The 19,458-nt window shown below is 62.4% G+C and carries 14 protein-coding genes; 6 read left to right on the top strand and 8 right to left on the bottom strand.

Going from position 1 to position 19,458, the window contains the following annotated elements:
• Positions 1-89 precede the first annotated feature (89 nt).
• The 4 genes from L1073_RS01080 (at position 90) to L1073_RS01095 (ending at position 4,601) form a co-directional block, all read left to right on the top strand.
• Positions 90-1,400: a hypothetical protein gene (locus tag L1073_RS01080; protein WP_246896379.1), complete on the top strand. Its 1,311-nt coding sequence runs from the start codon at positions 90-92 to the stop codon at positions 1,398-1,400.
• Positions 1,401-1,817: 417 nt separating this feature from the next.
• The gene (locus L1073_RS01085; RefSeq protein ID WP_343322450.1) at positions 1,818-2,666 is read left to right on the top strand and encodes a GGDEF domain-containing protein; all 849 of its coding nucleotides are present in this window, start codon (positions 1,818-1,820) and stop codon (positions 2,664-2,666) included.
• 201 nt (positions 2,667-2,867) lie between these two features.
• Positions 2,868-3,518: a hypothetical protein gene (locus L1073_RS01090; RefSeq protein WP_246896381.1), complete on the top strand. Its 651-nt coding sequence runs from the start codon at positions 2,868-2,870 to the stop codon at positions 3,516-3,518.
• Positions 3,519-3,707: 189 nt separating this feature from the next.
• Positions 3,708-4,601 carry an N-acetylmuramoyl-L-alanine amidase gene (locus L1073_RS01095; RefSeq protein WP_246896382.1) on the top strand — a complete coding sequence of 298 codons (894 nt, stop codon included), beginning with the start codon at positions 3,708-3,710 and terminating at the stop codon, positions 4,599-4,601.
• A gap of 118 nt (positions 4,602-4,719) precedes the next feature.
• Here the strand turns inward: L1073_RS01095 and L1073_RS01100 are convergent, their stop codons facing one another.
• Positions 4,720-5,277, bottom strand: coding sequence for a helix-turn-helix domain-containing protein (locus tag L1073_RS01100; protein ID WP_246896383.1), 558 nt, complete (start codon positions 5,275-5,277; stop codon positions 4,720-4,722).
• 279 nt (positions 5,278-5,556) lie between these two features.
• On the opposite strand from L1073_RS01100, the gene L1073_RS01105 reads away from it, so the two are divergent.
• Positions 5,557-6,735, top strand: a complete 1,179-nt coding sequence (locus L1073_RS01105; protein ID WP_246896384.1) for a benzoate/H(+) symporter BenE family transporter — start codon at positions 5,557-5,559, stop codon at positions 6,733-6,735.
• 29 nt (positions 6,736-6,764) lie between these two features.
• Here L1073_RS01105 and ppc read toward each other — a convergent pair whose 3' ends face one another.
• The 5 genes from ppc to cysM all read right to left on the bottom strand — a co-directional run bounded on the left by ppc (position 6,765) and on the right by cysM (position 14,939).
• Positions 6,765-9,416, bottom strand: a complete 2,652-nt coding sequence (gene ppc, locus L1073_RS01110) for a phosphoenolpyruvate carboxylase (protein WP_246896385.1) — start codon at positions 9,414-9,416, stop codon at positions 6,765-6,767.
• A 122-nt stretch (positions 9,417-9,538) separates the two neighbouring features.
• Positions 9,539-10,381 (bottom strand): nucleoside triphosphate pyrophosphohydrolase, encoded by an 843-nt coding sequence (mazG, locus tag L1073_RS01115; protein ID WP_246896386.1) that lies wholly within the window; start codon positions 10,379-10,381, stop codon positions 9,539-9,541.
• A complete protein-coding gene (gene relA / locus L1073_RS01120; protein ID WP_246896388.1) occupies positions 10,378-12,630 on the bottom strand; it encodes a GTP diphosphokinase in 2,253 nt (750 codons plus the stop codon). Before relA ends, mazG begins: the two co-directional genes overlap by 4 nt.
• On the bottom strand, positions 12,614-14,041 hold the full coding sequence (rlmD, locus tag L1073_RS01125) for a 23S rRNA (uracil(1939)-C(5))-methyltransferase RlmD (RefSeq protein WP_246896389.1): 1,428 nt from the start codon (positions 14,039-14,041) through the stop codon (positions 12,614-12,616). Before rlmD ends, relA begins: the two co-directional genes overlap by 17 nt.
• Before the next feature lies 1 nt (position 14,042).
• On the bottom strand, positions 14,043-14,939 hold the full coding sequence (gene cysM, locus L1073_RS01130) for a cysteine synthase CysM (RefSeq protein WP_246896390.1): 897 nt from the start codon (positions 14,937-14,939) through the stop codon (positions 14,043-14,045).
• A gap of 183 nt (positions 14,940-15,122) precedes the next feature.
• Here cysM and L1073_RS01135 point away from each other — a divergent pair, with 183 nt between their 5' ends.
• On the top strand, positions 15,123-17,879 hold the full coding sequence (locus L1073_RS01135) for an ATP-binding protein (RefSeq protein WP_246896391.1): 2,757 nt from the start codon (positions 15,123-15,125) through the stop codon (positions 17,877-17,879).
• An 11-nt stretch (positions 17,880-17,890) separates the two neighbouring features.
• Here L1073_RS01135 and pdxJ read toward each other — a convergent pair whose 3' ends face one another.
• Both pdxJ and recO read right to left on the bottom strand, forming a co-directional pair.
• The gene (pdxJ, locus tag L1073_RS01140) at positions 17,891-18,700 is read right to left on the bottom strand and encodes a pyridoxine 5'-phosphate synthase (protein WP_246896392.1); all 810 of its coding nucleotides are present in this window, start codon (positions 18,698-18,700) and stop codon (positions 17,891-17,893) included.
• A 52-nt stretch (positions 18,701-18,752) separates the two neighbouring features.
• The gene (recO, locus tag L1073_RS01145; RefSeq protein ID WP_246896393.1) at positions 18,753-19,457 is read right to left on the bottom strand and encodes a DNA repair protein RecO; all 705 of its coding nucleotides are present in this window, start codon (positions 19,455-19,457) and stop codon (positions 18,753-18,755) included.
• Position 19,458: the final 1 nt, after the last annotated feature.

Here is a 19,458-nt window from a genome sequence, read left to right on the forward strand (position 1 = left end):
CGGTTCAGCGTTTCCCAGGCGTCAGTTCGCAAGGGCGACCCAGCCCATCCGACGACTCACGACCCTAAGCAGGAAACGGAGAAAATAAAGTGGCACAACTATCATTCAAGGCAGCCGGCCTCGCCATGGGCGTTACCGGCACACTGGCTTTTGCTGCACCGGCATTGGCACAACAAGACACCGAGGCCATGCAACGTCAGTTGGATGCCCTGCGCGCGCAAGTAGAGCGCATGGAGCAGCAACTCGACGCCCAGCAGTCGACCACATCCGCCGACAGCAGCCAGGAAAGTTCGCAGACGCGTGACCTCGCCGAGGAAAACAGCTCTCTGATCGAATCGATCCAGAATACTCAGTTCAGCGGTACGCTCCAGTTGAAGGGCACCTACGATGACTGGAGCGAGCCTAGCAAGGACACCGCCGGGGACATGGACTTCGGCAAGTTCGTGCTCGGTATCGACGGCCAACAAGGCAACTTCCTCTACTCGTTCGAGTACCGTTTCTACGACGGCAATCAGTTCCTCAAGAAGGGCTGGATGGGGTATCAGGCCAGCGATAACGACACCGTCAAGGTGGGCCTGGTCCAGACGCCGTTCGGCAACATGGATTACGGCTACCTGGGCTGGTACGGCAACCTGCCTTACCTGGCCGGTTTCAACGACAACCAGAACGCCGGTATCAAGTGGGATCATACCCAGGGCGCCTGGGACACCTCGCTGGCCTTCTTCAAGAGCGACCAGTTGGGAGATGGCAACGAGCACTACGGCGCTAACCCGGTGGGTGAAAGTCCTCAAGGCAATACCGCCGAGAACCAGCTTGCCGGCCGTGTCGCTTACACCTTCGGCCAGGGCACCGACTACACCACCGAGATCAACTTCTCGGCCAAGGGTGGTCAGCTCTACAACAAGAACACCAACGACAGTGGCAGCAACTGGCAGGCCGCCGTGGGCCTCAACGGCAGCTATGGCAACTGGCTGACGCAACTGCAGGCCACCGCCTACGAATATGATGCCGAGAACTCGCCTGAGTCAGCCAGTGGTATCTCCGACGACGTGATGCAGATCGGTGCGTTCGGTTTCAATTACCTGATCCCCGCCGAAGGTCAGATGTATTCCGCCAGCGTGGGCTACAGCATGAACGTCGACTGGGGTGACATCGATAATGTCTACTTCTACAACGACTTCAGCTATATCAGCCCGGAAGGGGATTATTCCCCGGTTAACGGTGGTTTCGGTGATGTCGACGACCCGATGCTCAACGATCTAGGCATGAAGGTTACCGCCGGCCCTTACTACGCCTGGTTCAGTGTCGTCTCCAACAAGAACGGGCTCAACTACTTCGGTTCACCAGTCGATGATGGCTGGCACACCAGCCTGCAGACCAACTTCGGTCTCAACTTCTAAGCAACGCGTCTTGACTAGCTGACGTTTTATTGCCCCGCTCCCCAGGAGTGGGGCTTTTTATGCGCTGAGCTTCACGCCATGTCGAGCCGAGTGTATTACGCAAGGCTTGTCTTCAGTGGCCTCTCCACTCCCCCCTTCATTACCACGCGATTGAACCGATACTTTAAAAGTAAATCTTAACTTCAATCTTCCATATGATATGCCGCCGCCATCAAACGCTTGTTTAAATTTGATCCAAATCAACTAATAATAATTAATTCTGTTTTACTTATGAGATAACTTTATTTACATTACCTAACTGTTTAGACTAAACGCTTCATAAAAACGGCATGGATACGAATGTCTATAATATCGATGCAGGGAAAACATACACTTATCTTCAAAAGGCGATGGGCACGCCTGTGTGTGCCGGCCTTCATGGCCAGTGGCCTGTTCGGTTGGGGAGTCGGTGGAGCGCACTGGCCCTGGCCTATAAAGGTCATCGCGCTGCTACTACTGGTATCACTGACTGCAGGTTGGGTGCTGCTGAGAATCGACCGAGACCTTTTGCACCCCATGCGGAGGCTCTCGGAGCATGCTCGTCGGCTTCATGAAGGTGACAATACCCACCTCATGATGACGACCTACCTCACCGAGCGCCACGATGAAGTCGGCGAGCTGGCACGCCAGTTTCAGCATCTGGTCGAAGAGCTCAAGACACACAATGCCCAGTTGCTGGAACAATCGCTGATCGATCCGCTCACGAAACTGGGCAATCGCCGCATGCTGGAAAATCGTCTCGATGTCGCTCTACCGCTGACGCGTCGTCTCGACTGTACGGTGTCGGTGCTGATGATGGATGTCGACCATTTCAAGCCTTATAACGACTATTATGGCCATCCTGCCGGCGATGAATGCCTGGTGCAGATCTCCGGCGTATTGCGCGATACCTTCCGCCGTGAAACGGATATCGTCGTGCGTCTGGGCGGCGAGGAATTTCTCGTCTTGCTCATCGACACTCCCAGTCAAGAGGCCTGGCGCCTGGCCGACGCCATGCGTGGCATGATCCAGGCCATGGCTATCCCGCATGAGTACTCGCCCACCGCCGATGTCGTGACCGTCAGTGTGGGGGTCGTGACCAGCCCACCCGGCGTCAGCGCGGATATCGATGCCATGATTGCCTGCGCCGATGAAGCCCTTTACGCCTGCAAGGCCCAAGGCCGCAACACCACCCAGGCGCGCATGCTTTCGTCCCCCACCGAGGCGCTTGAAGCTCACGCCGGATAGCGCCATGATCAAAACCCCGCAAGGTACACCCGGCACGGTGGTACCTTGCGGGGTTTGTATGCCTCAATTACTGTATATAATTACAGCATTGATGATATCGAGCTAGTCAGCTTATAAATCGTATTATTTTGCGATTATATGCATTTATAGAATTATTCTACTATTATTGCCATATACCGCATTAAAAGGCGATAAATAAGCATGAATGAGAACTCACTCGGCGTACTGACCGGCGACATCGTCGGGTCACGCCGTATCAATGACCACATGCAGCTCGATCAAGCGCTCGAGAGCGTACTAGGGCTCCTCGAATCGCAATACGGGGCATGCGTGGACCGCTATCGAGGCGATGGCTTTCAAGTCGCCTTGAGCTCGCCCGCGCAGACCATGACGGCCGCCGTACTGACCCGTGCAGCGTTGATACGTCACTCGCCTTCGCGCCGCGAGACTTGGGACGCCCGCATCGCAGTGGCCGTCGGCTGGGGGGATTTACCCGAGGCGGGGCGTTTCGCGTCTGCCAATGGCGAGGTCTATGTGCGCTCGGGCCAGACCCTGGACGCCTTGAGTGAGGGCGATACACGCTTTGCGCTGTCATTGCCCCAACCCGATGACACCCTGGCCCTGTTGACCCGCTTCGCCGATGACGTCATCCAGGGCTGGACCCATAACGCCGCCGAGGTGATGTACTGGCAGTTGCAACACGGCGAAACACAGCAGGCTCTGGCCAAACGCCTTGGGCGCGCGCAATCGACCATCCATCAACGTCTGCACGCCGCGCGTTGGTCGCTGATCGACGACTATCTCACGCATCTCGATCGGCGCATCACCGCCATCATGGAGGCTCCGCGATGATCGATTCTCCCTTGACCACGCTATTGCTGTTACTGATCGCGCACCTGGCCGGTGACTTTCTGCTCCGGAGCCGTACGTCCTGCTGGGCACCATGCTGAGCTTCTCGTTGACGCTTACGCTGGGCATACTGATCGCCCATTGGTATACCGCCTTGTAGTCCTGTAATACGTCAACGCCGGAGACGCCGCCATGCCGACGCCACGCTTCCATGTGCACCAAGCGCAATGGCGGCTCCCCGTGCCCTGCCTTCCGATGGCCTGCGTTGTTGCCGTCTGCCTGCTTGCGCTGACAGCGTGCAGCGGTACGCCGATGTTGGAATCACGCCACGGCTATCAGGTCGATCATCGTTATCAGTCCACCGCCCAGAGCAGCCGCGTGCGCCACTTGGTGCTGCATTACACCGACAGTAATGCACGGCGGTCGCTTCACACCCTGACCGGACCGCATGTAAGTTCGCACTATCTAGTGACGCACGACTCAACGCCGACGGTCTATCAACTGGTCGATGAATCGCGGCGCGCCTGGCATGCCGGGGCCAGCGCCTGGGGCTCGCGTGCGAACCTCAATGACACCTCCATCGGTATCGAGATCGTCAATCGTGGGCCGCGCGACATGCCCCATGGACGCACCTGGACACCCTATCCCGCGCAACAGATCGACACGCTCATCGCCGTGGCACGCGACATCATCGCGCGCCACGACATCGACCCTGTGGATGTCGTGGGCCACGCCGACGTCGCCCCGCAGCGCAAGATCGACCCCGGCCCGCGTTTTCCCTGGTATCGGCTTTATCGCGCAGGCATCGGCGCCTGGCCTGACACCGACCGCGTCGCGGCTTATCAAGCATACTTCACGCAGCATCCGCCGAGCCTGGCGCAATTTCAGCGTGCACTCGCAGCTTACGGTTATCCGGTGCGTATCACGGGAACATTCGATTCACTCACCCACGACACCTTGCGTGCCTTTCAGATGCACTTTCGGCCGATACGCCATGAGGGTTTTCCCGATACGCAGAGCACGGCCATCCTCTGGGCACTGCTGGAGAAATATCGGCCCGAGGCCTTAAAGAACATCCGTAAATAGCACGTCGGTGGTAAGCCTTTGCGAGGGCGCTGTAAACCCTTCCCTGGGCGCTACATTCGTCTTCCATGACGAATGACCCTCGCACCGGCTTACCACCGCGCGGCGCAACAACCCTGGACTAGACCTGCGGGTAATGAATCACGCAGTGAAAGCGCGCGGTGCGTTGGTCGGGGTTGCGATAGCCATGCTCACGGTCGGCGGTAAAGCGTCGTGCCTCGCCGGTGCCAAGCGCGCTCCACTGCCCTTCGAGGCCCAGTTCAAGTGCCCCTTCAAGCACCACGACATGTTCGACCACGCCAGGTTCGTGGGGAGATGACTCGCTGCATGCTCCCGGCGCCAGTTCGATCAGGAACATTTCGAAGCGTAGTTCGGGGTCGAAGGCGAAGAGCGGCGTCACCGTAATGCCAGCGGCGGCGTCTTCCAATACCATGGTGGCAGCATCGTCAGGCGGGCTGCCCTCAACCGAGGCCTGCTCGAAGAACTGCGAGAACGACACGCGGAATCCGCCCGAGATTTTCCATAACGTCGCCACGGTGGGGCTCGACTCGCCGCGCTCGATCTGCCCCAGCATCGCCTTGCTGACCCCCGTCGCCTGCGCAGCCCTATCGAGACTCCAGCCTTGCGCGGCACGCAGCGTCTTGAGCGTCGCGGCGATGTGCGGTGTGGGTTCCTGCATGTCCGTGACCTCCTCCTCTAAACCGTCCTTGGAATGACTAGGCACTGTCCGAAAAGTGTCTGCGCTCGACCATGCTGCGTTAAAAATTGGCTCAAAGTACTCATTTACCACCGTAAACTCCGTCTTTTCGCCGATTTTTGCCTTGCCTGATCATCGCTCGTCGACTTTTCAGACAAGGCCTGCACCGTGGGTTAATTGTACGTCATCGTCGGCGCTGCTATCGTGCGTTATAACGCACAACATGCCAAAATCAGCCGTCTGACTGGGCAAGGAGCCACCATGCGTCAGCCTTTTTTTCTACGCGACCTTTCCGTCTCGGCGAGCGTGGCGGGGTTCGTGGCCGTGCTGGTGAGCTACGCCAGTTCGGCGGTGATCGTCTTTCAGGCGGCCGAGGCTGCCGGCGCGAGCCCTGCACAGATCGGCGGCTGGCTGAGCACGCTGGGGTTGGGCATGGGCGTCACGTCGCTGGGGTTGTCGCTTTACTATCGCGTGCCGGTACTTACCGCATGGTCGACTCCCGGCGCGGCGTTACTGGCCACGAGCCTCGGCGACTACACACTCGCCGAGGCCATCGGCGTGTTCCTGTTCTCGGGCGCGCTGATGGTGCTATGCGGGGTCACGGGAATCTTCGCACGGCTCATGGAGCGCATACCCCACGCCCTCGCCGCCGCCATGCTCGGCGGGGTATTGCTGCGCTTCGGGCTCGAGGCCTTTGCCTCTCTCGAGGATAATGTCAGCCTGGTGGGCGCCATGTGCATTGCGTATCTGCTGGGGCGGCGCTATTGCCCTCGCTACGCGGTACTCGGTGTGCTTCTGGCCGGGTTGGCCGTCGCCGGGCTGCAAGGCGGCATCGACACGACGCGTGTCACGCTGGCCATCGACATGCCCGAACCGATCATGCCGCGCTTTACGTTGTCGTCGCTGATCGGCATAGGTATTCCGCTGTTCGTGGTCAGCATGGCGTCCCAGAACGCGCCGGGGGTGGCCACGTTACGCGCAGCAGGCTATACGCCCCCGTTGTCGCCGCTGATCGCCTGCACGGGATTGGCGACGCTGATATTGGCACCACTCGGCGGTTTCTCGATCTGCCTGGCGGCGATCACCGCTGCCATCTGCATGGGGCCTGAAGCGCATCCCGATCCCGGGCGGCGCTACATGGCCGCCGCTTGCGCGGGGGCCTTCTACTTGCTGGCGGGAGTCTTCGGCGGCTCCATCGGTACGCTGTTCGCCGCCCTGCCCAGCCCTTTGGTACTGGCCATCGCAGGGCTGGCGCTGTTGACCACCATCGGCGGTAGCCTGCACAACGCCCTGCACGACGACAGCCAGCGCGACGCGGCGCTGGTCACCTTTCTCATCACCGCCTCGGGGGTGACGCTACTGGGTGTCGGTGCCGCGTTCTGGGGTCTCGTCGGTGGCATGCTCACCCGGGCGCTACTGACGCCCGCGCGCCCGTCATGACCAGCGCCCGGCGCAAGCAGAAACCGCCATCATCCGGTATTACGCAGGCCCGCCGCGATCCCCGCCATGGTCACCATCAACGCCCGCGATAGCTCGGGACTGATCGCGCCGTCGGCGTCGCGGTTACGCTGCAGGAGCTCCGCCTGCAGGCCATGCAAGGGGTCGATATAGGGGTTGCGCACCTCGATGGCCTGGCGAATCAGTGGCGTGTGCTCGAGTAGTTCATCCTGATCGAGGATATCCAGCAGCGCCGTGTGCAGATGCGCCAGACGCTCGCGCAGCGACTTGCCCAGGGCTTGCAGCGCCGGCTCGTCGACCAGACGACGCTCGTAATACGCCGCGATGTCCGGGTCGGCTTTGGCCAGCAGCATTTCGAGCATGTCCAGATAGGTACCGAAGAACGGCCAGCGCGCGCGCATGTCACGCAGGCGCTCGCGGCCGTCGGGTTCGGCGAGACGCGTGGCGAAGGCCTCGCCACTGCCCAGCCAGGCCGGCAGCATGAGCCGCGTTTGGGTCCAGGCGAAGATCCAGGGAATCGCCCGCAGCGATTCCACCCCGCCCTCCTGGCGTCGCTTCGCCGGTCGCGAGCCCAGCGGCAGCCGGCCCAGCGCGCTTTCCGGTGTCACCGAACGGAAATAGGGCACGAAGTCGGGGTCCTCGCGGACCACGCCGACGTAGGCGCGATGCGCGATATCGGCCAGGCGGTCCATTTCCTCACGCCACACCGGTTCCGGGTCGGGCGGCGGCAGCAACGTGGCTTCGAGCACCGCACAGGCGTAGATCTCCATGGAGCGCAGGGCGATATCCGGCTGACCGAACTTGAAGCGGATCATTTCGCCCTGCTCGGTGACGCGCAAGCTGCCGTTCACCGAACCCGGCGGCTGCGAGAGAATCGCCGCATGCGCCGGACCGCCGCCGCGTCCCACGGTACCGCCACGCCCATGGAACAGCGTCAATGCGACGCCGTGTTCACGGCAGATACCGACGAGTTGTTCCTGGGCGCGGTACTGGGCCCAGGCAGCGGCCAGTTGACCGGCGTCCTTGGCCGAATCCGAATAACCGATCATGACTTCCTGGTTATCGCCAGCCATGCGCCGGTACCCCGGCAATGACAGCAACCGCTGGATGACATCGCCGGCGCGATTGAGATCGTCGAGCGTTTCGAACAGCGGTGCGATAGGCAGGTGCATGTCGCCGCCGACTTCCTTCATCAACAGCGCCACCGCCAGCACGTCGGACGGCTGCCCCGCCATGGAGATGACATAAGTACCCAGCGCTTCGCGGTGCTCGCGGGCGATGACGCGGAAGGTGTCGATGACCTCGCGGGTTTCCGCCGAGCAATCCCAGCGCCGGGGAATCAGCGGGCGTGGCGATGCCAGCTCCTCGAGGAGGAAGGCCTGACGCTGGTCTTCGTCCCACTCGAGGTAGTGACCCAAGCCCAGACAATCGCTGAGCTCGTCGAAAACCTGGGCATGACGCCCGGCTTCCTGGCGGATATCCAGCTTGGTGAGCGAGACGCCGAACACCGCCACACGTCGCAGGGTATCCAGCAGGCTGCCGTTGGCGATGGTATCCAGGCCCATATCGCACAACGAGCGATAGCAGGTCAGCAGCGGCGCATAGAGCTGATCGCGGGTTTCGATGATGGGAATATCGCTGTCGAACGGACGCCCATCGAGACGCGCCTTGGCCCAGTCGCGCGTCGCCTCGACCCGTGCCAGCAAGCGCTTGAGCAAGGCCCGATACGGCTCGGGATCACTGCCGACTTCGGCACGCAGCGCGCCGTTGGCCTTCCACATCGAGAGTTCGGACTTGAGGCGTAAAAGGTCACGCGCGTAGAGATCGGCGGCCATCCAGCGGCCCAGCAGCAGCACTTCCTCGGTAACCCGCCCGGTGACATTGGGATTGCCATCACGGTCGCCGCCCATCCACGAGGCGAAGCGCAACGGTGCGGCGTCCAGCGGCAAACGCTCACCGGCGGAGGCCAGCAATAGATCATCCAGCTCGCGATGAAAATCGGGCACCGCCTGCCACAGCGAGTTTTCGATCACCGCGAAGCCCCATTTGGCTTCATCCACCGGGGTCGGGCGTTCGTGGCGAATCTCGTCGGTGTGCCAGGCCTGACCGATCAACTCCTCGAGCCGCCCCCGGGCACGGCCGGCGATTTCCTCGCGCTCGGTAGCGCCTTCCATGGTGCTCAGGCACTCGTCTATGGAATCGTATTTGCGGATCAGGGTGCGTCGGATGACCTCGGTGGGATGCGCGGTGAGCACCAGTTCCACACGCATGGCGGCCAGTGTCTCGACCAGCTTGCGCGGCGCATGGCCGGCGCTACGAATGCGTTCGAACAGTTCGCCGAGATCGGGCTGGGTGCCGGGCTTGTAGTCCTCGACGCGACGAAAGCGCGCGCGATAGTGCTGCTCGGCGATATTGGAGAAGTTGAGAAACTGGTTGAAGGCACGCGTGACCGGCAGCAAGTCCTGCTCGGGCAGCGCGCGCAGGTATTCGATCAATTCACGGCGGCCTTCGCTGTCTTCCTGACGCCCTTGCTTGGCCAGGCGGCGAATGGTCTCGATCTTGTCGACGAAGCCATCGCCCAGGTCATCGGCGATGGTGCGGCCCAGGCTATCGCCGAGGATGCGGACGTTGTCGCGCAGCGATTCATGCAAGTCGTGACTCATGATGCCCTCCGTGGTGGATGTGCCGGTCATCGCGGTGGCCGACATGGCAAGTTGTTGTCTTGACTATTGTTGTCTTGACTACATTACCCGGGCACGCCGACACCCACAACGGATGCTCCCCCTCAGGATGCCGAGGTTTCACGGCGCTTGGCGGCCTGCCAGTGACGCTCCATCTCGTCGAGGGACGAGGCCTCGAGGGAATCGCCCCGCTCCGCCAGCGCACGCTCCACATGACGAAAGCGGCGCTCGAACTTGCCATTGGCTTCGCGCAGCGCGCGCTCGGGGTCGATATCGAAGCGCCTGGCCAGGTTAGTCACGGCGAACAGCAGGTCGCCGATCTCCTCGCGCACGTGGTCTGCATCCTGCTGCTCGGCGGCCTCCTCGACTTCCGCCAGCTCTTCGCGGATCTTGTCGTAGACGCCGCGCTCATCGGGCCAGTCGAAGCCGACCCGGGCGGCACGCTTGGAGAGCTTGGCACCACGCGACAGGGCCGGCAGCGTGCGTGGCACGTCATCCAGCACCGACACCGCCTCGCGGGTCTCGCGCTCCTGCGCCTTGAGAGCTTCCCAACGCGTCTTGACGCCCGCCGTTTCGACCTCGTCGGCGGAAACGCCCGCGGGACGCCGCGAGTCAAGCGTGCCCTCGGGAAATACATGCGGATGACGCGCCACCATCTTGGCAGTCAACACATCGACGACGTCGTGAAAATCGAAGCGCCCTTCCTCCCGCGCGAACTGGCTGTAATAGACGACCTGAAACAGCAAGTCACCCAACTCGCCGGGCAGTTCGTCGAAGGCGCGGCGCTCGATGGCATCGGCCACCTCGTAGGACTCTTCCAGGGTGTGCGGGACGATGCTGTCCCAGTCCTGTTTGACGTCCCAGGGGCAACCTTGATCGGTGTCCCGCAACACCGCCATCAACGTCAAAAGATCGTCGAGCCCGTAACGCGTGGATGCCTCGCTCATGCCGTCTTGCCTCCTCCACTGCGCAGCCGCTTGACGTCGATGACGTTGGGCAGTTGCTGAATCCGCGAAAAGATGCGCTCCAGGGCCTCGAGGCCATCGACTTCCAGGGTGATCTTCATGCGCGCCAGGTTGTCATGCTTGTCGGTGAGCGTATTGACCGACAGCACGTTGATGCGATCGCCGGTGAGTATGTGCGTGACATCACGCAGCAATCCCGAGCGGTCCCAGGCTTCGATCTCGATATCCACCGGGTACTGAGCGCTGGCGTTGCCCCACTCGACATCGACGATGCGGCGCGGCTCCTCGGCACGCAGTTGCAGGATATTGGGGCAATCCTGACGGTGGATGGTCACGCCGCGCCCCTGGGTGATATAACCGACGATCTGATCGCCGGGTACCGGGTGGCAGCAATTGGCCATCGAGGTCTTGAGGTTGCCGACACCCAGCACGGTGATGTCGTCCACCGCCTCCCGCGACGAGCGCCGCGGCTTGGCCAGCAGGCGATCGAGCTGTTCCTGATCGTCGGTGTCACCGAAGAGTTGCTGCGCCTGGTGCAGCACTTGCCCGATGCGTAGATCGCCGCCGCCGATGGCGGCATACATATCGTCGACCGTCTGGTAATTGACGGCCTGCGCCAGGGCGTCGAAGTCCACGCCCTCGATGTCCAGGCGCCGAAACGCCTTCTCGAACAACGTGCGCCCTTCTTCGATATTCTGGCTGCGCGCCTGGTACTTGAACCATGCCTGGATCTTGGCCCGCGCCCGCGAGGTCCTGACGAAGCCCAGGTTAGGGTTGAGCCAGTCACGGCTCGGCCCGCCCTTGGTCGCGGTGAGGATCTCGACCTGCTGCCCGGTTTCGAGCTGATAGGTCAACGGCACGATGCGGCCGTCGACCTTGGCGCCCCGGCAAAGATGGCCGATCTCGGTGTGCACGCGATAGGCGAAGTCGATGGGTGTGGCGATCTTGGGCATGTCGATGACATGGCCATCCGGTGTAAAGACGTAGATACGGTCCGGCGCCACATCGCTGGTGAGTCCCTCGCTCAAGTCGCCCAACTCACCGACTTCTTCCTGCCATTCGAGCACCTGGCGCAACCAGGCGATCTTCTCCTCGTAGCTGCGGCTTTTCGAGTCGACATCGTGGCCCTTGTAACGCCAGTGGGCACAGACGCCGAGTTCGGCCTCCTCGTGCATGGCGAAGGTGCGGATCTGGATTTCCAGCACCTTGTTTTCGGGGCCGATCACCGCCGTGTGCAGCGATTGGTAGCCATTGCGCTTGGGATTAGCGATGTAATCGTCGAATTCATGCGGCACGTGATGCCAGCTCGAATGTACGATCCCCAGTGCGGTGTAGCAGTCAGCGACTTCCGGCACCAGAATGCGCACCGCACGCACGTCGTAGACCTGCGAGAAATCGATGTGCTTGCGCTGCATCTTGCGCCAGATCGAATAGATATGCTTGGCGCGGCCGTCGATATCGTATTGCTTGATGCCTTGCTGATCGAGCAATCCCTTGAGGGTTTCCACCACGTCATGGATGTAGCGGTCACGGTCGAGGCGCTTCTCGGCCAATTGTTTGGCGATGGCCTTGTAGTCGCTCTCCTGCAGATAGCGGAACGATAAGTCCTCGAGTTCCCACTTGAGCTGCCCGATACCCAGGCGGTGGGCCAACGGCGCGTAGATGTCGAAGACCTCACGCGCGACGCGCAGACGCTTGTCGCGCGGCGCGTCGCGCACCATGCGCAGCGCACAGGTACGCTCGGCGATCTTGATCAGGGCGACGCGCACATCGTCGACCATCGCCACCAGCATCTTGCGCAGGTTTTCCTGCTGATTGTGCTGCGACAACCCCTGGCGCGGCGCTTGCAGTTGGCTGATCGCCGCCATGTGCAGCACGCCGTCGATCAGCGACGCGACTTCCGAGCCGAAGCGCTTCTCGATGGCTTCCTGCGTGATCAATCCCTCGCGCACCACGCGGTAGAGTACCGCTGCCTCGAGAATCGACTGATCGAGCTTGAGTTCACCGAGAATATCGGCCATTTCCAGGCCGGTGCGAAAGCTCGATCCCGGCTCGGCCCAGTTGTGGTGCGGTTTCTCGGCGTTATAGGCCAGATATCGAGCAAGTTCGCAGGCCTCACGCATCTCCTCGACATCGCGCAATACGACATCGTCCTGGAGGCGCTTCAACCACAATGCGATATCGACCTCACCGGTCGGCGTCAGCGGCTGGTCTTCACGGACCTTGACCATGATCTTCCCTTTCTGCGGACATGGACCGACCACGCGATATCTCGCGGGTCAGCAACAGCATGGACTCCAAGTGCGCGGTGTGCGGAAACATATCCACCACCGCGGCACGTTCAATGCGATAGCCACCTTGCACAAGATGTGCCGTATCCCGCGCCAGCGCGGCAGGATCGCACGAGACATACAGCACCTTTTCTACCGGATGCTCGGCAAGCGACCGGCACAGCGCTTCGGCACCGCCACGCGGTGGGTCGAGCATTACCCAATCGATACCATCGACATCGGGCATCCGCGTAGCCAGATCGGCCTGATGTGCCTCGACATGGTGCAAACCGGCGCGGCGCGCGTTGTCGGCCAGGCGCTCGACCATCGCCGAGCTGCCTTCGATGCCGCTGATCGCGGCCACATGCGGCGATAACGCCAGGGTGAAATTGCCCACGCCGGCGAACAGGTCGAGCACGCGTTCGTGCCCCTGTGGTGCAAGCCAACGTAGCGCCGTGCGCACCAGTCGAGCATTGACCTCGGCATTGATCTGCAGGAAATCGCCCGGCGCGCATCCCAGTTGCAAGGTGGTGTCATCCAGCGCCAGCGTGACGTGCAGCGTCTCGCCGAACGGCGCGTGCAACCAGCGCTGCGTAGGCGAGTCGCGCCCCACCTGCCAGACCAGGGTGATATCGCGTTCGGCGGCGAAACGTTGCCAGCGCGTTTCGTCACCGGGCACATCGCGCAATTGACGTATCACCACGCAGGCGCCTTCGGCGGTGGCGAGCAGTTCGATGTGGCCGACGCGTCGCGGCGCCTCTAGCGTGGCCAGGCATTCGCGTAGCGGGGCGATCAAGTCCGCCAGCATGGGCTCGAGCACCACACACGTGTCGATATCGATCAAATGCTCACTGCCCCGGGCACGAAAGCCGAGGTGCGGCGAGCCCTGGGCATCGCATTTGACCCCCAGACGCGCGCGACGCCGATAGCCCAAGCCCTCGCCGGCCAAGCGCTGCACCTCGGGGAGGCCGAGCCCCTGACGCGCGAACAGTTCCTCGAGCGTACGCTGCTTGTGGGTGCGCTGATCCTCGAGCGCCAGGTGCTGCAAATCACAACCGCCGCAACGCCCATAGTACGCACAAGGCGGTGTCACCCGCTGTGGAGAGGGTTCGAGACACTCGACGACATGTGCCTCGTCGAAGCGCTTGCGCTGACGATGCACGGCGATGCGCACGCGCTCGCCGGGGAGCGCCTGATCGACGAACACCGTCTTGCCCTGCGGGTCGCGAGCCACGCCACGACCATCATGCGCCAGCCGCTCGATGGTCAACGTATCTGCCGCCTCGTCACCGCGCGGCGCGTTCGCCCCGCTTTCCCGACGCACACGATTTGTGGCGGCACGCGGTGGGCGCCGCTTGCCCAGCATCGCCATCTCAGCGCTCCGGGGCGAACAGGCCGGTGGACAGGTAACGGTCACCTCGGTCGCAAACGATGAACACGATCACCGCGTTTTCCACTTGCTCGGCGATACGCAGCGCACCGGCGAGCGCGCCACCGGAAGAGACGCCTGCCAGGATGCCTTCCTCGCGGGCAAGAAGACGCATATGTTCCTCGGCTTCCTGCTGACCGATATCCAGGGTGACATCGACTCGAGAGGCATCGAAAATGCTCGGCAGATACTCCTGCGGCCAGCGGCGAATACCGGCGATGCTGGCACCGTCGGCGGGCTGCAGGCCGACGATCTGAATGTCGTCGCGGCGTTCCTTGAGATACTGCGAAACGCCCATGATGGTGCCGGTGGTGCCCATCGAGCTGACGAAATGGGTGATTTGCCCGTCGGTCTGCTCCCAGAGCTCCGGCCCGGTGGTGCGATAGTGCGACAAGGGGTTGTCGGTATTGGCGAACTGGTTGAGCGGCTTACCCTCGCCCCGCGCGATCATCTCATCGGCCAGGTCGCGGGCGCCTTCCATGCCCGCCTCCTTGCTGACCTCGATCAACTGCGCGCCATAGGCGGCCATCGCCTGCTTGCGCTCGCTGGAAGCGCTCTCGGGCATGATCAAGGTCATGCAATATCCCTTGATCGCCGCCGCCATGGCCAACGCGATGCCGGTATTGCCCGAGGTCGCCTCGATCAGGGTATCGCCGGGGACGATCTCGCCACGCGCCTCGGCTTCTCCGAGCATCGATAGTGCCGGACGGTCCTTGACCGAGCCCGCCGGGTTGTTGCCCTCCAGCTTGGCCAGTAGCGTGTTGTTACGACCTGCGTTCAGCCGGGTCAAACGGACCAACGGCGTGTGGCCGACCACATCCGCAAGAGTGGGAAATTGCATGGATTCATCCTTTGCTGACTGCGACCCCCATCGATACGCCTGGCGTGAGCGATGCGCGTCGCTTTGGAACGCATTCGTCGGTTATTCGCTGCGTCCAATTATATCCGGGACGGCCCGTCGGCGACAGGCGAACCCCCTGAGTGTGGCATACTGGCGATGGGGAACACGAAGGGAGCGGTCGGAATGTCATTAAGGCTGCGCTTGCTGCTTTTATTGCTGGGTTTGCCACTGGGTGTGGGACTCGCCTATGGGGCGTATGACGTCTATGCCGGGCGCCAGGAGGCGCGTCAGGCACTCGTCACCCGCATCGCCGATGTCACCGCCACCTTGGCACCGGCCTTCACGCTGGCGCTCGATGAAGGACGTGACGAGCATCTTCGCCAGTTGGCCCAACGCCTGCTGGATATCGATGAAATCGACGCCGTCAGCGTTCGCGATGGCGACGGCGAGGCCGTGCTCAGCCTCGGCGAAACGCAGCAGCCTCCCGCCCAACCGATGCCGACCCAGGGCACATTGCAGGAGCACGCACAACGCTGGCGCTGGCTGCACCCCTTGGGTACGGTCAATACGGACCAGGAGGCGGCGGACGATACCACGGCCTACTGGCTCGATGTCGATCTGGGCACCACGGCGCTGACGCTGGCCTTTTATCGCCAATTGGCCGGCCACGGCATGGCCGGATTGGTGCTGGGCCTGCTGCTGTTCTTGCTCGCTTACCCTCTGAGCCGCCGTCTGACCAGGCCGTTGCAACATCAGATCGACCTGCTCGAACGCCTCAACGACGGCGATTACAGCGCCCGCCTGGCGCCTCGCGGCGCGCGCGAACTGGCCACGCTAGGGCACCAGCTCAACGCTCTGGGCGATCACATGATGCGCCTGCGTGAGGACACCCAGGCGCAGATCGATCAGACGACCTTCGATCTGCGCGAGTCGATGGAAACCATCGAGGTCAAGAACATCGAACTCGACATGGCGCACCGCCGCGCGCTGGAAGCCAATCGCATCAAGTCCCAGTTTCTGGCCAATATCAGCCATGAAATCCGCACGCCCCTCAACGGCATCATCGGTTTCTGCCAACTGCTCGGGCGCAGCGCCCTGGACAGTCGCCAGCGCGAATGGCTCGAACAGGTACAAACCGCCTCGGACAACTTGCTTTCGCTGATCAGCGATGTGCTGGACTTTTCCAAGATCGAGGCCGGCAAGCTCGAACTGGAAACCGTGCCGGTGGACATGGTGGCGCTGGTCGACGAGGTGCTCGGCTTGCAGGCGCCCAACGCCCAGCGCAAGAGCCTGCATCTTTTGGGGCTGGTCTACGACGATGTGCCCGACCAACTGCTCGGCGATCCACTGCGCATCAAGCAGGTGCTCACCAATCTGGTCAATAACGCCGTCAAATTCACCGAGCGCGGCGAGGTCGTGGTTCGCGTCATGCTCGATGATCTCAGCACCACCAGCACCAAGCTGCGCATCAGCGTCCGCGATACCGGCATCGGCCTCGATCTGGCGAGTCGTGAGCGACTTTTCCAGGCTTTCAGCCAGGGCGATGCCAGCCGCTCACGCCAATACGGCGGCACCGGGCTGGGACTGATGATCAGTAAGCGTCTGGTGGAGCAGATGGGCGGTGAGATCGACGTCGAAAGCGAAAGCGGTGAAGGCACGACCTTCACGTTCTCGCTGACGCTCATCGCCACGCAACAACGCGAGCGGCTTCCCGAATTGAACCTGGGCGGTTATCGCGTCGGTTTGTTCGAAGCCCACTCCACCAGCCGTCGAACCTTCACGCACCTCCTCGAGCGCTGGGATGCCCGCGTCGTGTCGCTGCCCTCACGGGATGCCTGCACGACCCCGCCGCCGGAGATCGATCTATTGCTGCTGGGGCTGACTCAGGACGACCTGCGTCCCCGCGAGATTGCGGCCTGGCGCGAGGTGCTGGATCAGTGCGCTTGCCCTGGGCTGCTGTTGGTCAATGCCGACCCTTTCGAGCTCCCCGATCTGGCGCTTCCCCATGGCGGCGAAATCACCACCAAACCCATTTCGCGACGCGGGCTGGGTAACGCCATCAATGCCTTGTTGACGGGGGAACGCGAGTCGTCGCACACGATGCCGGAAGCATCATCGCTCGCGCCTTCCGGCAAGGTGCTGGTCGTCGATGACACGCCCTCCAACCGCTTGCTGGTCAAAGAACTACTACAAGACCGCGGTTTGACGCCGCTACTCGCGGGAAGCGGCGAGGAAGCGCTGGCAATGGCGCATGGCGAGTCCATTTCCCTGGTATTGATGGATATCCAGATGCCCGGCATGAATGGCGTGGAGGCCATGAAAGCGCTCCGCGCGCTTGGCGACGACTGGCAGTGGCGGCCCATCGTGGCGCTGACCGCCCACGCTCTCGAAGAGGAACGCCAGCAGTTGCTGCGCGACGGCATGAGCGACTGCTTGATAAAACCGATCCGCGAAGCGGCGCTGGATACCCTGCTCAAGCACCACCTGGGCGATACCGTCGATTCCACGTCCGACCCTCGCCCCACGGCGCTTCCCGCGCCACCGCCCGACGAGGCACCGACGCAAGAAGCTCAGAACGATACCGCTGGGGATGAATTACCCGTGGTCGATATGCAGCTTGGCATGCGCATGGCCGGAGGGCGCGAAGCACTGGCACACGATATGCTCAGCCTGCTGTTCGAGCACCTGGATGAATCCGAGCAGGCGATTCACGCCGCTTGGGTCGCCCAGGATGCCGAGGCTTTCCATGAGCAGGTCCATCGTCTCAATGGCGCCTGTCGCTACTGCGGCGTGCCGCAACTGGCCTTGTTGGCGGAAACGCTGGAAACTCGCTTCAAGGCCCAGGGACTCGAGGCCTGCCAGGGACTCTATGCGGCACTTCAGACCGCGATCGCGCGGCTACGTGAGTGGCAGGCCCAGCACTGGCAGACCGTGGACTGACGCGTGCAGGCTCAATCGCCGCAGCACTCGCCGTTATCGTCATGCCCGTGGTCGTGCTCGTGGGCATCGAGCTGCGCCATGACCCCGGCTTCCTGACCGGCGATGGCGAGGCGCTTCATGTCCGCCACGGCCTCTTTGAGGCCGACGAACAGCGCCCGCGCGATAATGGCATGTCCGATATTCAGTTCATGAATGCCGGGAATCGCGGCAATCGCCTCGACGTTGTGGTAATGCAGACCATGACCGGCATTGACCGTCAGCCCCAGCTCGAACGCCATTTCGGCCGCCGCCACCAGGCGCTGGTACTCGATACGCTGTGCTTCGCCACTGGCCTCGGCGTACGCCCCAGTATGCAGTTCGACGGTCGGCGCGCCCAGCTCGAACGCGGTCTGGATCTGGGCGGGCTCGGGGTCGATGAACAACGACACCTCACAGCCCGCCGCCGCCAGGCGCCGGCAAGCCTCGTCGACGCGCTCGCGTGCGCCGGCGACATCGAGTCCGCCTTCGGTGGTCAACTCCTCGCGCTGCTCGGGCACCAGGCAGACGTTGGCGGGATGCAACGCCTCGGCGAAGGCGATCATTTCCTCGGTCACGGCCATTTCCAGGTTCATGCGCGTAGCCAGCGTCTCGGCGAGGACACGCACGTCACGCTCCTGAATATGGCGGCGATCTTCGCGCAGATGCAGGGTAATGCCGTCGGCGCCGGCCTCTTCGGCCAGCATCGCCGCCTGCACGGGATCGGGATAGCGTGTCCCGCGCGCCTGACGCAGCGTGGCGATATGATCGATGTTGACGCCCAACAGGATACGTGGCGGATGCATGGCGGTGTCCTTTCAATAAGAGGATGAAGTCAGTAAGAGTATGGAATAATCGTCAGGAGGTGCGTCGACGCTCGGCCAGTCGCCGCATCAACTCTCGTGAGCGCAGCGGGCGCTCACCCAATAAAGGCGCCAATGCCGCACGCGTGACGTGCTTGGCAACGCCTGCCAGGCCCGGCGCCTCCCAGTCGCCCCGCGCCAGCCATTTGAGGCTGCGCCCGTCGATGCCGCCCTCGCCGGGGGCGACGGCGCGAAAACAGAGGCGTTCGGGGTGATATCGATAATGCGTGAAGGCGTCCAACGGGGCATCATGCTCATCGACGAAGCGCGGCGCCATGTCGAGGCTTTCCAGCAGGGTGATTTCCAGGCGCCTCAACACCCCTGCTCGCCTGGCCGGCTCTGGCAAGGCCTCGAGCGTCAGCGCGTACAGCGAGAACACCTCGTTCGCCGGATATTCCAGCGGCAATGCCCGCGCCAAGAGCTCGTTGGCATAGACGCCACACAGCAACCCTTCTCCGGCCAGCAAAGCCGTACTGCCCTGGCTTTCGAGCAGTCGCAGACGCTTGAGCTCGCCGTTGCCGCTCCAGGTGACGTGCAGGGGGGAAAACGGTTGCAGAATGCTGCGCGCCTTGCTTCCACCGCGTTGCACGCCTTGGGCAACGGCACGCACGCGCCCCTGAGTGAGCGTCAGCAACTCGACGATGGCACTGGTCTCACGATAAGGGCGCTTGTGCAGTAAAAAGGCCGGTTCAGGCGTCATC

This window comes from Chromohalobacter nigrandesensis (assembly GCF_023061285.1).
In the GTDB taxonomy this organism is placed as follows: Bacteria; Pseudomonadota; Gammaproteobacteria; order Pseudomonadales; family Halomonadaceae; genus Chromohalobacter; species Chromohalobacter nigrandesensis.

Bases quoted from the DNA above. Each gene is read 5' to 3' on its own strand.
- recO (WP_246896393.1), bottom strand. From the start codon at position 19,457: ATGACGCCTGAACCGGCCTTTTTACTGCACAAGCGCCCTTATCGTGAG.
- mazG (WP_246896386.1), bottom strand. From the start codon at position 10,381: ATGAGCGAGGCATCCACGCGTTACGGGCTCGACGATCTTTTGACGTTG.
- L1073_RS01105 (WP_246896384.1), top strand. From the start codon at position 5,557: ATGCGTCAGCCTTTTTTTCTACGCGACCTTTCCGTCTCGGCGAGCGTG.
- L1073_RS01095 (WP_246896382.1), top strand. From the start codon at position 3,708: ATGCCGACGCCACGCTTCCATGTGCACCAAGCGCAATGGCGGCTCCCC.
- L1073_RS01085 (WP_343322450.1), top strand. From the start codon at position 1,818: ATGGCCAGTGGCCTGTTCGGTTGGGGAGTCGGTGGAGCGCACTGGCCC.
- relA (WP_246896388.1), bottom strand. From the start codon at position 12,630: ATGGTCAAGGTCCGTGAAGACCAGCCGCTGACGCCGACCGGTGAGGTC.
- L1073_RS01135 (WP_246896391.1), top strand. From the start codon at position 15,123: ATGTCATTAAGGCTGCGCTTGCTGCTTTTATTGCTGGGTTTGCCACTG.
- rlmD (WP_246896389.1), bottom strand. From the start codon at position 14,041: ATGGCGATGCTGGGCAAGCGGCGCCCACCGCGTGCCGCCACAAATCGT.
- pdxJ (WP_246896392.1), bottom strand. From the start codon at position 18,700: ATGCATCCGCCACGTATCCTGTTGGGCGTCAACATCGATCATATCGCC.
- L1073_RS01090 (WP_246896381.1), top strand. From the start codon at position 2,868: ATGAATGAGAACTCACTCGGCGTACTGACCGGCGACATCGTCGGGTCA.
- L1073_RS01100 (WP_246896383.1), bottom strand. From the start codon at position 5,277: ATGCAGGAACCCACACCGCACATCGCCGCGACGCTCAAGACGCTGCGT.
- cysM (WP_246896390.1), bottom strand. From the start codon at position 14,939: ATGCAATTTCCCACTCTTGCGGATGTGGTCGGCCACACGCCGTTGGTC.
- ppc (WP_246896385.1), bottom strand. From the start codon at position 9,416: ATGAGTCACGACTTGCATGAATCGCTGCGCGACAACGTCCGCATCCTC.